Origin of the sequence: Clostridium sp. AM54-37XD, assembly GCF_003478225.1 — a bacterium.
GTDB lineage: Bacteria > Bacillota > Clostridia > Lachnospirales > Lachnospiraceae > Coprococcus > Coprococcus ammoniilyticus.
The window spans coordinates 1-13,816 of the sequence record NZ_QUEV01000006.1 but is presented as its reverse complement, the minus strand read 5'-3'; the positions used below and the strand labels follow the sequence as shown (position 1 = coordinate 13,816).

Sequence of the window (13,816 nt, the reverse complement as noted above, 5' to 3'; positions counted from 1 at the left end):
CTCCTTAACGGATTCGCTCCTGTAATTCATTCAGATATAACAATGCTTTCATCGGTGTCATGTTGGACAGATCTGCATTCTTGATCTCCTCCAGAATGGCACTCTCTTCCGGATTTGCCAGAAATGACATCTGGGTATCGGAAGCACTTTTATGAAAATCATTTGTTATCTTGATATCTTTTAATTTCGTCGTTATATCCGTATCGATAAGCTGGTTGCAGATCTCATTTGCACGATTGATCACGATATCCGGTACTCCGGCAAGCTTGGCTACCTGAATACCATAGCTTCGATCCGCTCCGCCTTTTACGATCTTTCGTAAGAATACGATATCATCACCGTCTTCTTTTACTGCTATACAGTAGTTGTTTACAGAGGATAACTTACCCTCTAATTCTGTCAGTTCATGATAGTGGGTGGCAAATAACGTTTTTGCTCCAAGCAGTTCACTGTTACTAATATATTCCACAACTGCCCATGCAATACTAAGTCCGTCATATGTACTGGTTCCTCGTCCGATCTCATCTAAGATCAGCAGACTGTTCTTCGTGGCATTTCGAAGAATATTTGCGACCTCACTCATCTCTACCATGAAAGTGCTTTGACCGCTTGCAAGATCATCGGATGCCCCTACTCTGGTGAAGATACGGTCACAGATACCGATATTTGCTGAAGCAGCAGGAACAAAGCTTCCGATCTGCGCCATTAAAACGATCAGTGCCGTCTGACGCATATAGGTGGATTTACCAGCCATATTCGGTCCGGTTATGATCGATATTCGGCTCTCAAAATTATTCAGATAGGTGTCATTTGATATGAACATACCGTTGTTCATCATCTTCTCAACGACAGGATGGCGACCTTCTTTGATATCAATTACACCATCTTCGTTAATCTCCGGACGAACAAACTGATTGGCAGATGCCACATATGACAGCGAACAGAGACAGTCTAATAAAGCGATCTGTCTTGCTGTATTCTGCACACGCAGGATCTCACCCGCAATCTTATCTCTGAGCGCAACATAGGTTTCATATTCCAGTGCATATAATTTATCTTCAGAACCAAGAATCGAACCTGCAAGATTGTCCAATTCTTCTGTTGTGTATCGTTCTGAATTTGCAAGTGTCTGTTTTCTTATAAAATATTCAGGTACCAGATCCTTATAGGAATTAGTCACCTCAAAATAATAGCCAAATACTTTATTGAACTTGATGCGAAGATTCTTTATTCCTGTCTTCTGCTTTTCCCGTTCCTCCAATTCTGCAAGCCATGTCTTGCCATCTGTCTTTGCCGATTTTAAAGTATCGATTTCTTCCAGATAACCATCCTTGAAAATACCGCCTTCTCGAATCAGTATCGGAGGATCGTCGTTGATTGAACGCTCTAACAGGTCATAAATATCCTGTAATTCATCCATTTTCTCATAAATATCTGCAAGAAGCCCATCCGGATAGATCTGTAAAAGCTGTCTGATATACGGCAGATATGAAAGGGATGTCTTAAATGCGATCATATCGCGTGGATTTGCGGATCGTAGGGAAATCCTTGTCATCAGTCGTTCCAGATCATAGATCGGGTTCAGATATTCCCGCATCTCATCACGATTGATCATATCATTATTTAACTGATCTACTGCATCAAGTCTTGCTTCGATATCCTTTTTATATATTAAAGGCTGCTCGATCATGCTTCGAAGCATTCTCGCACCCATTGCTGTCTTGGTTTTATCCAATACCCATAACAAAGAACCTCGTTTCTGTTTGTCACGAAGTGTCTCACAAAGCTCCAGATTTCTTCTGGTTGCGGAATCAAGAATCATGAAATCGTCGATAGAATACAGCACGATATGATTGATATGTGCAAGGGAATTCTTCTGTGTCTCATGCAGATACTGAAGCAGAACTCCGGAGGATAAAATACAGTCAGGGAAATCCTTCAGTCCAAGTCCGTCCATATTATTAACTCCGAACTGCCTCATAATTGCATCTTCACAGAGCATTTGATTGAAATAATGCTCCGGCGCTTCAGAAATGGAAATTTTCATTTTCTCCCTAAGATAAATGAAATCCAGATCACAATTCATGAAAGAATGATTGCCGATGATCTCGGCAGGAGAATATTTGTTGATCTCATCCGTAAGCTTTGATAAGGATGGAACTCTCGCTGTCTTAAACTCACCGGTCGTGATATCTACCAGTGAAATTCCGAATGCACCATCGTTTTCAACAATACTCATCAGATAATTATTTCTTGTTTCATCAAGAATTGCATTTGACATATTGGTACCCGGTGTTACCACCCGGATAACCTCACGTTTAACTATGCCTTTTGCAAGCTTTGGATCTTCAACCTGTTCACAGATCGCTACCTTAAAACCATTCTCGATCAGCTTATTCAGGTAGACATCACAGGCATGATATGGAACGCCGCACATCGGTGCACGTTCCGGCTGTCCACAGTCCCTTCCGGTCAAAGTGATCTCAAGAACCTTGGATGCGGTCAGGGCATCATCAAAAAACATTTCATAGAAATCACCAAGTCTGTAAAATAATATACAGTCCTTGTACTGATTCTTCACTTCCATATACTGCTGCATCATTGGTGTTAAAGCTGCCACTGTTTTTTACCCCTATTCTATAAATTCGGTTTATACAAGATTTCCCATATAATAAAAGCCTTTACATTCATCCAGCGAAACATCCCGGATCTCGCCGATCATAGATGGATCACCTTTAAAATGTACCAGAATATTATTTGACAGACGACCGGTTAAGAGTTCCTGATTCTGTTCGCTGACGCTTTCAATCAGTACAGGCATGACCTGCCCTTTATAACGGCAGATCTCCTCACCGCTGATCTCTGATACTCGCTTGATCAGGCGATCAAACCGGTTCTGGATCTCTTCCTTTGTTGCATGATCCTCAAATGTTGCTGCCGGTGTTCCGGTACGCTTGGAGTATATAAATGTAAATGCTGTATCAAACCTTACCCGATTCACTACATCCATTGTCTCTAAGAAATCTTCTTCTGTTTCTCCGGGAAAACCGACAATAATATCGGTTGTAAGTGATATTTCAGGAATCTGTCTGCGGATCTTGTCTACTAATTCCAGATAGGATTCCTTTGTATAGCGACGATTCATCTGATTTAATATCCTGGATGAGCCGGATTGCATCGGAAGATGGATGTGACGGCAGATCTTTTCATTTGCCGCGATCACATCGATCAATTCATCGGACAGATCCTTTGGATGGGAGGTCATAAAACGAACACGTTCAATTCCATCAACTTCTGTCACCTTCTGCAATAATTCGGCAAATGTCATCGGTTCTTCTAACGTCTTTCCATAAGAATTCACATTCTGACCAAGGAGCATGATCTCTTTTACACCCTCCTCTGAAAGCCGCTTAACCTCTCTTATGATGTCCTCCGGTTGTCTGCTGCGTTCTCTGCCTCTAACATATGGCACGATACAATATGTACAGAAATTATTACATCCGAACATAATATTGACACCGGACTTAAATGGGAATTCTTTCTTAACCGGAAGATCTTCCACAACAAGATTGGTATCCTTCCAGATATCCACTACCTGTCCGCCGGCTTCGATACGGTTGCAGTAGATTTCAGCCAGTTTAAATACATTATGCGTGCCAAATACCATATCTACAAATCGATATTTCTTTTGAATTGTAGCTACAACATCCGGTTCCTGCATCATACATCCGCAAAGCCCGATCATCTTATCTGGATGTGTCTCTTTGTCATGTTTCATGATTCCAAGATGTCCGTAGACTTTTCGATTCGCATTCTCACGGACTGTGCAGGTATTATATATAACAAGGTCTGCATCCTCAGAATCACTGCTTGTATATCCGATTTCTTCCAGAATACCGGTCAGCTTCTCGGAGTCTCTTACATTCATCTGACATCCATAGGTCTGGATCGAACAGGTCAGGTTTCTTCCTGCTTTTTTCGCAAGCTCCCGGTAATAACCCCTTGCTTTTTTTATAAAATAATATTGCCGAAATGGTTCTTCGGCAGGACAAGGTTCTGTTATATCGATTTTATCTATTTTTTTATTTATTTCATTAATCATATTTATTGTTCTCCATAAAGCTGTATATCTCTGACGGAGTCAGAAGCTGATCCGGTCTTTCGTCAAATGATTCGCATGAAATCTCCGGCAACACCTGATAATCATAGGCAAATGCAACCGCAGTAAGTTCCGGATGAAGCTTCATATAACGGTCATAATATCCACCGCCATATCCGATCCGATGTCCGTTTATATCAAATACAATTCCCGGGACGATCAGAATTCCTTCCGTCGGATGAAGCATCTCACAGCCGGCAGGCTCTAAGATGCCATACGTACCTACCTTTAGATCGCTCATTCCATGGATCCGATGAAAATGCATATGATCTCCGTATACCTTTGGCACAGCAACGACTTTGTCATCTGTAAGTGCCTGCTTTATAATCTCGACCGTATCCACTTCATTATCCTGACTGACATAGATCAGCAGATGATTGCAATCTTTATATTCATCTGAATTCAGAAATTGCTTCCTGATCTGCGCTGAAGCAACGGTCACCTGCTCCGGTGTTAAGGCACGCCGCTTTTGTTTATATTGTTTTCTTAGTTCTGCTTTTGTCTGTTCCATCATACTTTTTTTGTTGGATCGATATCTTCCAGCCTGGTAATACTACCATCCGGTTCTTTGATATCAATGTTATTTAATACACTTCTCAGATTCTGTTTCATGGCAAAAATGTATTCCTGTCTGAGATTTTTCTGTTCTTCCTTTTCAGCCGACGTAAGTCCTGCCGGAGTCTTGGATTTCTTATATAATTCATTGATTCTTGCAATCTTTTTTTCGTCCATTCTTATTCACCTGTTCATTTCTGTTATTTCGGAATCGGATACTGCTTCTGTTTGATCAGACCCATCTTATATATGATACGATGGTACATACTATATCCATTGCTACTGCAGATATTCCTTATGTGTAATGTATCTTACGACATCAAAATTCGGCTCTTTATATGCTTTAAATAAGGTTCCGACAGATTCACCATTTAATGCCCGACCGAGATTTCCTATATCATCTCCTGATAAAATAAGCATATCTGCTCCTGAATTTGCAGCAATCTTCGCCGCAGAAATCTTTGTCGTCATACCACCGGTTCCATATCCGGAGCCGGCGCCCTTTGCCATTGCTTTGATCTTATCGTCGATGCGTTCTACGACAGGGATCAATGTTGCATCCGGATTATTTCTTGGATCGTCCGTGTACAAGCCATCAATATCTGTTAATAATAATAAAAGATCAGCATTGATCATGTTGGCTACGATAGCGGAAAGGGTATCATTATCTCCAAAGTTTATATCCACTTCTTCAATTGCAACTGTATCATTCTCATTAACTACAGGAATAACATCCATTTGTAATAATTCATTAAAAGTATTTACAGCGTTATGTCTTCTTTCCTGAGATGTGATTACATCAAACGTCAGAAGAACCTGAGCTGCGATCTGGTGATATTCATAGAACAGACGCTGGTATACCATCATGAGCTGTCCCTGTCCAACTGCTGCACATGCCTGTCTGAGTGATGTTGTCTTTGGCTTTTTCTGAAGCCCTAACGACTTCGAACCAACACCGATTGCACCGGAGGATACCAATACAACATCCTTATCCTGATTTTTCAGATCGCTGATGATCCGTACCAGTTTTTCAAGTTTTATGTAATCAAGCCCACCCGTCTCCTCATGGATCAATGAAGATGAACCGATCTTGATCACGATTCTTTTTTTATTTTTTAAGTATAAACGATCTTCCATTTTAAATCTGAAACCTCACATTCTCTGATTTCCGGTTGATGCTTCCGGTATCATAAATTTCGACATAACTGCCTCAAAAACTTTTATTCCGTCAACGGCTGCGGATGTTATACCTCCCGCGTAACCTGCACCTTCGCCACATGGATAAATACAAGTATGTGCAGATGTCAGATCTGCATCGCGTAGTATCTTTATCGGCGAAGATGTTCTTGCTTCCACGCCGCTTAATATTGCATCATCATCTGCAAAACCGGATATCACCCGGTCAAATGACAAAACACCATCTATTATAGCATCTCTGATATACTCTGGCAAACAACAATTCAGGTTGGAAAACGTATAAGCCCCTTTTATGCAAGGCTTGATCTTGCCGGCTATTTCAGACAGTCTGTTCATTCTAAAATCACCGAAACGTTGTACCGGAACTGCTCCTTTTCCTGCCTGATACGCCTTTTCTTCAAGCTCTCTCTGAAAATACATACCGGCAAGCGGATGATCTCCCGGATAATCTTCCGGCGTAACATTCACAACGATCGCACTGTTTGAATTATCCGCTTTCCGGTCACTGTAGCTCATACCATTGACACATATCCTTCCGGATTCTGAGGATGCATTTACAACGTAACCACCGGGGCACATACAGAAGGAGTAGACCGCCCGTCCGTTTGCTGCCTGATGCACCAGCTTATAATCTGCTGTCGGCAGTAAATCTTCATACTCGGGATGATATCCATATTGTGCTTCATTGATAAAGGTTCTTGGATGTTCGATTCGTAGTCCCATTGCAAACGGCTTCTGTTCCATCGGAATTCCACGCTTATAGAGCATTTCAAAGGTATCTCTTGCACTGTGACCGATCGCAAGTATCACCGCATTGCTTTTTAATTCATATGTTTCTTCCGGTTTCAAAAGCTTCTTTATATGTAAGAGCGTTGTCTCAGGATTTATCACTTCTATATCTGTTACAAGCTGCTCAAATCGCACCTCTCCACCCAGCCTTATAATCTCATTTCTAATATTCTTGACTACAGTCAATAACACATCTGTACCGATATGAGGCTTATTCACATATAGGATTGACGGATCTGCACCAAATTCGACAAATGTCTTAAGAACCGCAGTCCTTCTTCCTGATTTATCCTTAATTACGGTATTCAATTTACCGTCAGAAAATGTTCCGGCCCCTCCTTCACCAAACTGAACATTACAGTTTGGATTTAACGGATGTTCCTTTTTCCAGTATCCATTTACACAGGCTGTTCGTTCATCAACTGCCATACCACGTTCCAGAATGATCGGTCGATAGCCCTCTCTTGCAAGAAAAAGACCTGCAAACAAACCTGCCGGACCGCTTCCGATAATAACCGGTCGATACTGCATCGGCATCGATCCATGCTCCGGGATTTTAAAATCCGTCCCTTTAATTAACATAATATTGTTATTGTGAACTTTTTTTAGGATTTTCTCTTCCTGATCACAGGACACATCTACAGAGGCAACATAATGGATTTGATCCTTCTTCCGGCTGTCAATCGATAATTTAGCCATTTTATAGGATAGAAAGCTATTTATCCTTAAACTTTTCCGGATTGCCTGTTCAATATCTTCGTTTTTGTATCCAATTTTTAACTTAATATTATTAATTCGAATCATAAATACTAAATCCCGCTTTCATCCCAGTTATGACCGCCCACATCAGATTATAGCCGCCGCAGATTCCGTCGGTATCCAAAAGCTCCCCTATCACATATACATGCTCCTGTACAGTAAGCTTCATAGTTTCCGGATCTATAAAACGAGTGTCTGCGCCGCCTCTTGATACCTGTGCATCTTCTGCTCCGGCTGTTGCTGTGACATGAAAGGTCAGTTTCTTTATTTGATCTGCCAGCTTCTGCAGTTCAACATCATTTAGTTCCGATATTCTTTCCTGTTTCCATCTGCATTGTTCTAGTATATAAGTCGCAAGTTTTTCATGTACAAAGCCATTCAGACACGCCTGAAGCGACCTTTCCGGATTATTTGTCCGGAATTTCCTGAAATGCATATACAGATCAGCTTCATTTATATCCGGTACAAGATCCAAACAAAGGCTAACGCTCTCACCATTCTGCAGCATCTCCCCGGCTGTATGGCTGAGATTAAATATAACAATTCCTGATAATGACTGACCGGTAAACTGGACCTCGCCAAATTCCTGTGCGTGGATTTCGGAAGATGCATCCATTACTGTTACCAGTGCCTTTGAACGAACACCTGCCAACCCAGACATCTTTTCATTTACCTGAAGCTTACAGAGTGCTGGTTGAAATGGATAATACGGAATACCCAGTTGATCTAACAGACTACAGCCTGCATTTGTACCACCAAGGGCAGGTGCTGCAGCTCCACCACATGCAAGAACTATATTTCTTGCATAATATTGTCCCTGATCCGTCTGAATACAATATGTATGATCGGATTGTTCTTCCAGACCTATAACGATTTCTCCGGTATGAACCTGGATCTGATTTTTCTTCAGACGGTCGTTGAACGCCCAGACGATCGTAGATGCCTGTCTGGACATTGGATAATAATATCCGTGTTCATCGCTGACAGCTACACCAAGCTGTTCCGCAAATTGATTTACAATCTGATAATCCTTTGCTCCGATCACCTTATATGGGAAAAATTCATTTTTACTGTTATAACATTCCAGACGAAAACTGCTGTTTGACAGATTACATCTGCCATTTCCGGTTGCATATAGTTTTTTTCCGATCTTTTTATTTTTCTCAATGATCAGTACAGAACGCTTCCGGGTCTGATCTGCTTTATGCTGAAACTGTTTGTAAATATCTGCATCCGTTGCGCAGATAGCTGCAGTCATACCAGAAGCACCTGCACCTGCTACGATCAAGTCATATATCATTTTTATTTACTCCTTTTAAACCATCCATATTCTAGCATTAACTGGAACATGATTCAAGAAAAGTAAACAATTCTTTCTCTTTTTGAAATTTAATACCATTTATGATCCTGTTTTTTAGAATGTTGTCCAGATTCTTGATCCGGATATCGGTAAATTCATACAAACTGCCATTTGCTGTAAAGACCGCTACATATCCATTTAATTCATTTACCAGAAAACGATACGACTCCGCCGCCACCTGTGTGGAAGCATCTTCGGACAACGATCGTTCTCCGGTTGTCGTTCCATATGTTGGTGTTTTTTCTTCTGATGTTTTTTCTTCTGAAATTGGATCGTATTGAATCTCTTGTCGTTTGCCGGATCGTCCTTTGCCTGTTATTGTTTCTACGGCATATGAATCATCCGAAAAGCTGTCAGTTTTCTGGTATATCGTATAGGAACAGCAAAAAGCAAGCAAAAACAGAATGAGCATCCCACCAAGAATCAATAAAATTTTTTCACAGATAATCACCTCTTATCATGATTATCTGCACATCCATCAGATCTATGCAAAAAACAGGCTGGTAATTATTAGCTTTTACCTGCCTGTTTTCCTTTTTTCTTATATATTTATTTGCTTATTCCCATGTTACGCTGTCAGCTTTGTCTTTTTCAAATACTGTCACCCATGTTTTTCCAGGATTCAGCTTTAATTCATTGCCGTCCTCTGTATAATACTTTGTGATCGCATTTTCAGATGATTTTTTCCATGTTACAGGAACGATCACTCCATTGGAAGCATAAAGTCCGGTTCCTTCACCAACCAGATCAAGCTGCTGTCTGTCATGATCATCAATGCTTGTATAATGAGCAAACTGGATCAGGACATTTTCATACTTAAGCTGATCACCTGTATTTCCATCTGTCTGTTCTCCGCCATACTGGAATCTGTAGTAGAGGCCATCATCTGCATGGTATTCAAACCAAGGTGTTGTGTAATTGCTGATCGGAGTTGTAATCTTTTCTGCCTTTTCACCGCCAGCAGGAGCTGTAATCTCCTCATTAAATGAGAACACACTCTTGAAACTATCGCTATGCTTTGTTTCATATCCTTTTTGTTCGATGCCGGCTTTGATCTTTTCTGTATCTGTAAATACATTATGTGGTGATACCCTGTCAGATGCTCTGTAGTATGTTACTCCACCTTCTGAACTTAAACCACTCAGATTATTGATTCCTGAGCTTGAAAGTTTTTCCTCACCCTGTGGGGACTGACCGTAATGCATATAGATTGCATCATATTCCATAGCAACGGTTACATAATATGGACGGCAGCTTCTGATTGATCCAAGTTTTTCAAGATTGGAATAATCGTTAAAAATACCAAGCAGTCTGGTGATTCCACCTTCTACCTTCATCTCATAAACGATATCTGCTTTACCTATATCGCACTGTGGCATAGCGTCAGAAATATTATTTAACATAACTGCGATCGGACGACCGTACTCTTCCGTCCGGTCTGTAACCCATTCGCCAGTCAGGTCGTTATATACGCCCTCATGCTGTACTTCTGTTGTTGCCTCTGTGGTAGCTTCTGTTGTTGCTTCTGTCGTTGTGGTTTCTGTGGTTGCTTCTGTTGATGTCTCTTTCTTACCACATCCCATAACACCAAGTGATAAAACTCCTAATGCTGCTAAAGCAATTGCATATTTAGTTTTCTTCATAATCCCTTGTGTATCCTTTCTCATTAAGTATTTGTTCCTGAAGATCTTCCATCTGTTTGCGCTCTTCTTCATCTATATGATCATAACCAAACAAATGAAGCATACTGTGCGCTACCAGAAATGCCAGTTCTCTGGTGTTCGAGTGATTGTAGCTTTCTGCCTGTTCATATACGCGATCCATGGAAATAATGATATCTCCAAGCATCAGTTCTCCGCTTTCCGGATTGAAATAATCACAGGTATCCCCGTCTACAACACTAAAATCTCCCGGTTCTTTATAATCAATCAGAGGAAATGACAATACATCTGTCGGTGCATCGATATTTCTCTGACAATTATTGATAGTCTGTATGCCTGAATTATCTGTGAGCAATACATAAATCTCACATTCATAAGGACACTTTATAAAATCCAGAGCCTGTCCGATCACTGTTTCGATCACATGTTCATAATCAGGGATCTGGATTTCTCCATATTCATTTTCTACATTTAATGACATTGTATTTCTTACCTTTTTCTTTTATTATTTCGGTTCTCTCCGTATCGTCTGCCATCGTTTTGGTTACGATTTTCCTGCTCCGAACGCTGTTTTTTCTGCCTGTTCTGCTTCTCCTCGTAAACCTCATATGCATTTACGATCTTCTGTACCAGCGGATGTCTTACAACATCAAGACTTGTCAGATGGCAGACACTGATTTCTTCGATATTTTTGATAACGGTCAAAGCTACTTCCAGTCCCGATCTTGTCTCAAACGGAAGGTCCTTCTGGGAAAGGTCACCGGTAATGATTGCTTTCGATCCAAAACCAATACGGGTTAAGAACATCTTCATCTGTGCCGGTGTTGTATTCTGTGCCTCGTCCAGTACAATATAAGCATTGTCCAGTGTACGTCCCCGCATATATGCAAGTGGTGCTACTTCAATCAGACCTTTTTCCATATTCTTGGCAAAGGACTCCGGTCCCATGATCTCATATAATGCATCATAAAGCGGTCTTAAATAAGGATCGACCTTGCTCTGCAAATCTCCCGGAAGAAATCCAAGCTTTTCGCCAGCTTCAATTGCCGGACGTGTCAAAATGATCCGGTTTACTTCACCATTCTTAAAAGCAGTGATCGCTTTTGCCATTGCGAGATATGTTTTACCGGTTCCAGCAGGACCTACACCGAATACGATCATGGATTTATCGATTGCATTTACATATGCCTTCTGTCCATGTGTTTTTGGTTTGATCGGTTTGCCATTGATCGTGTGACATATGATATCCCGATCCAGATCAGCAATATTTTCCTGTGTTTCCTGAGGATGATCCTTAGACATGGCGATCGTATAATCAACCTTCTGTTCATCGATCGCAGTACCTCTGGCTGCAACTGCAAATAACTGGATCAGTACATGAACCGCCTGCTCCACGTCTTTTTCTTCTCCTGAAACCTTCAGCTTATCATCGCGTAGAATCATAGAAACATGAAATGCTTTTTCTATTTTTTTTGCATGTACATCAAATTGTCCAAATACATTCTGAACGTATTCGGACATAACTGTAATTGATTTGCTGAATTCACTCAAGCGTCTGTTCCTCACTTATAATCTGTAATTCATGCGGAATCCCGATCAACTGTCTTACGGTTATATCTCCTTCCGCAAGACATTCATCTCCGCTATTCGTTATTTTAACATTATTTTCTATTATTTGCACCCCTTTTTCTTGCAAATTGCCAATATAACGACTTAATTTTTCTTTTACTGACGCAGCCGCCGCTTCCATGGATACTGTTTCTTTTTTTAACCGGTACTCCTTTATTGTGTATGCTTCTATCTGAAATGGCAGGTAAAAATTCTTACCTATATGAAGCCGGCTCGTATCACTGAACAAATCATATGCTTCGAAAGAGCATTTTGGTACATAAGGGGTAAGGCTGTACTGAAATGCACCAAAGGAATAATAGCTCTTTTCATTTCCTGTATATTCTTTGGAATAGCAGGATAACGGAACTGTATTTTTGTAATGATATACACAGATTCCATATACAGTTCCTTCTGCAGATACATAATTTGTATCCAGAACTTCATTATTATCATCATACAGATAAACTGCACCAGAGATCAGGATATCGCCTTTCTTCACATCATCTCCAGCCTTTACTACCGGTGTTCCGGATGCTGTTACGATCTCCGTGATCGTACAGTCCTGTGAAGCAATGATGTTGCATGGTTCTTTCATGGAGGTATCCGTAAATACATTCAATGTTTCCGTGATCTCCACCGACAGCTTTGTTCCCGTAAGCGCACATGATATCCAGGCGATATCTTCAAAGTCTTTCCGGAGATTTTTCTCCAGCTCTGCGCAGTCTACTTTTGACTTTGGAGTTCCGGTCTGCACATAATATTCATTGATATGTTGTAGTATCTCATCCGATGTATAATCTGATTCACCGGAAACGGAAATTTCCCATATAAATAACGATTGAATATAGATCAGAACAGCAAACAAGATAAACCCAGCCACAAACGGAATTCTTTTTTTATTTTTTCGAATAAACTCGCGAATACCATATACTCTTAGAACCTCTACATCACTTCCTGTTTTCCGTGCAGGTTCTTCCAATCGTGCTATATCCTTTGAAGCAGTAAAAAAGAATATTTCATCTTCTTTCTGCTCCAGATTCCAAAGTTTAATATCTCTGGCTTTGCACAGATTTACAAAACGGTTGATATGAATGCCGCGAAGATGAATGTTTGCAAATCCATACAGATACTTTAATATAATATCAAACATCCGGTTTCCCCCTTCTATGTACACAATATTATTCATAATTGATATATAGAATGTTGCCTGATATCTTCAGTTCTTCCGGACAATAATATTCAATTTTCAGGCAAATTCCATTTATCGATATGGTATTCTTTTTTGTTTTTACAAGGATCCGGGTATCCGAACAGGATATAATACATTTATAGTTTTCAATATAGATAATGTGATTATCATGAATTGTGATTTTGGATGAACTTTTTTTTTATGTCCGGTGTGACATCCGGCACATCATATAGACTGTTATGATTAAATGGAAGCTGCATGATCTGATACCCAACTGACTTTATATCTATACTATGTGTGAATCAGATCAGATATACCTCCAAATGCAAAAATGCTTAAAGTTAAAGCTCCCCAGGCAAAGATCATTGCAAGAATGTTTATTGCGTTTTTCATGTTCTTACGCCGCACCATCATACCTAATTGTTTCGCATACGTTTTATATATTCTTTTTTTGCGTAAGTGAGCTAAGCACAGATAGATACTTCCGCTTTTTTTTGCGTAAGTGAGCTAAGCACAGATAGATACTTCCGCAACCA

Annotated in this window: 12 protein-coding genes; all 12 read right to left on the bottom strand. The window is 40.4% G+C overall.

What is annotated here, in order from left to right:
* Positions 1-4: 4 nt before the first annotated feature.
* The 12 genes from mutS to yqfD all read right to left on the bottom strand — a co-directional run bounded on the left by mutS (position 5) and on the right by yqfD (position 13,241).
* On the bottom strand, positions 5-2,602 hold the full coding sequence (mutS, locus tag DXA07_RS06775) for a DNA mismatch repair protein MutS (protein WP_182429576.1): 2,598 nt from the start codon (positions 2,600-2,602) through the stop codon (positions 5-7).
* A gap of 48 nt (positions 2,603-2,650) precedes the next feature.
* Positions 2,651-4,102 (bottom strand): tRNA (N6-isopentenyl adenosine(37)-C2)-methylthiotransferase MiaB, encoded by a 1,452-nt coding sequence (miaB, locus tag DXA07_RS06770; protein ID WP_182427475.1) that lies wholly within the window; start codon positions 4,100-4,102, stop codon positions 2,651-2,653.
* A complete protein-coding gene (locus DXA07_RS06765; protein ID WP_118483980.1) occupies positions 4,095-4,673 on the bottom strand; it encodes a 5-formyltetrahydrofolate cyclo-ligase in 579 nt (192 codons plus the stop codon). The genes miaB and DXA07_RS06765 overlap by 8 nt, the downstream gene beginning before the upstream one ends.
* Positions 4,670-4,891: a DUF896 domain-containing protein gene (locus DXA07_RS06760; protein ID WP_021943851.1), complete on the bottom strand. Its 222-nt coding sequence runs from the start codon at positions 4,889-4,891 to the stop codon at positions 4,670-4,672. The genes DXA07_RS06765 and DXA07_RS06760 overlap by 4 nt, the downstream gene beginning before the upstream one ends.
* Before the next feature lie 102 nt (positions 4,892-4,993).
* Positions 4,994-5,851 (bottom strand): glutamate 5-kinase, encoded by an 858-nt coding sequence (gene proB, locus DXA07_RS06755; protein ID WP_008400827.1) that lies wholly within the window; start codon positions 5,849-5,851, stop codon positions 4,994-4,996.
* Between the two features lie 15 nt (positions 5,852-5,866).
* On the bottom strand, positions 5,867-7,504 hold the full coding sequence (locus DXA07_RS06750) for an FAD-dependent protein (RefSeq protein ID WP_118483978.1): 1,638 nt from the start codon (positions 7,502-7,504) through the stop codon (positions 5,867-5,869).
* Positions 7,491-8,759, bottom strand: a complete 1,269-nt coding sequence (locus DXA07_RS06745; RefSeq protein ID WP_118483976.1) for an aminoacetone oxidase family FAD-binding enzyme — start codon at positions 8,757-8,759, stop codon at positions 7,491-7,493. The genes DXA07_RS06750 and DXA07_RS06745 overlap by 14 nt, the downstream gene beginning before the upstream one ends.
* Positions 8,760-8,796: 37 nt before the next feature.
* The gene (locus DXA07_RS06740) at positions 8,797-9,216 is read right to left on the bottom strand and encodes a hypothetical protein (protein ID WP_147352413.1); all 420 of its coding nucleotides are present in this window, start codon (positions 9,214-9,216) and stop codon (positions 8,797-8,799) included.
* Between the two features lie 160 nt (positions 9,217-9,376).
* Positions 9,377-10,462: a DUF3048 domain-containing protein gene (locus DXA07_RS06735; RefSeq protein ID WP_117784858.1), complete on the bottom strand. Its 1,086-nt coding sequence runs from the start codon at positions 10,460-10,462 to the stop codon at positions 9,377-9,379.
* Complete coding sequence (gene ybeY / locus DXA07_RS06730) at positions 10,449-10,961, bottom strand: rRNA maturation RNase YbeY (RefSeq protein WP_021943846.1); 513 nt, start codon at positions 10,959-10,961, stop codon at positions 10,449-10,451. Before ybeY ends, DXA07_RS06735 begins: the two co-directional genes overlap by 14 nt.
* An 8-nt stretch (positions 10,962-10,969) precedes the next feature.
* On the bottom strand, positions 10,970-12,001 hold the full coding sequence (locus DXA07_RS06725) for a PhoH family protein (RefSeq protein WP_118484126.1): 1,032 nt from the start codon (positions 11,999-12,001) through the stop codon (positions 10,970-10,972).
* A 22-nt stretch (positions 12,002-12,023) separates the two neighbouring features.
* Positions 12,024-13,241: a sporulation protein YqfD gene (gene yqfD, locus DXA07_RS06720; RefSeq protein WP_182427474.1), complete on the bottom strand. Its 1,218-nt coding sequence runs from the start codon at positions 13,239-13,241 to the stop codon at positions 12,024-12,026.
* Positions 13,242-13,816 lie beyond the last annotated feature (575 nt).

What these genes read in the sequence shown, in the direction of transcription:
- mutS (WP_182429576.1), bottom strand. Translation starts at nt 2,602, where the DNA reads ATGATGCAGCAGTATATGGAAGTGAAGAATCAGTACAAGGACTGTATA.
- miaB (WP_182427475.1), bottom strand. Translation starts at nt 4,102, where the DNA reads ATGATTAATGAAATAAATAAAAAAATAGATAAAATCGATATAACAGAA.
- DXA07_RS06765 (WP_118483980.1), bottom strand. Translation starts at nt 4,673, where the DNA reads ATGATGGAACAGACAAAAGCAGAACTAAGAAAACAATATAAACAAAAG.
- DXA07_RS06760 (WP_021943851.1), bottom strand. Translation starts at nt 4,891, where the DNA reads ATGGACGAAAAAAAGATTGCAAGAATCAATGAATTATATAAGAAATCC.
- proB (WP_008400827.1), bottom strand. Translation starts at nt 5,851, where the DNA reads ATGGAAGATCGTTTATACTTAAAAAATAAAAAAAGAATCGTGATCAAG.
- DXA07_RS06750 (WP_118483978.1), bottom strand. Translation starts at nt 7,504, where the DNA reads ATGATTCGAATTAATAATATTAAGTTAAAAATTGGATACAAAAACGAA.
- DXA07_RS06745 (WP_118483976.1), bottom strand. Translation starts at nt 8,759, where the DNA reads ATGATATATGACTTGATCGTAGCAGGTGCAGGTGCTTCTGGTATGACT.
- DXA07_RS06735 (WP_117784858.1), bottom strand. Translation starts at nt 10,462, where the DNA reads ATGAAGAAAACTAAATATGCAATTGCTTTAGCAGCATTAGGAGTTTTA.
- ybeY (WP_021943846.1), bottom strand. Translation starts at nt 10,961, where the DNA reads ATGTCATTAAATGTAGAAAATGAATATGGAGAAATCCAGATCCCTGAT.
- DXA07_RS06725 (WP_118484126.1), bottom strand. Translation starts at nt 12,001, where the DNA reads ATGTCCGAATACGTTCAGAATGTATTTGGACAATTTGATGTACATGCA.
- yqfD (WP_182427474.1), bottom strand. Translation starts at nt 13,241, where the DNA reads ATGTTTGATATTATATTAAAGTATCTGTATGGATTTGCAAACATTCAT.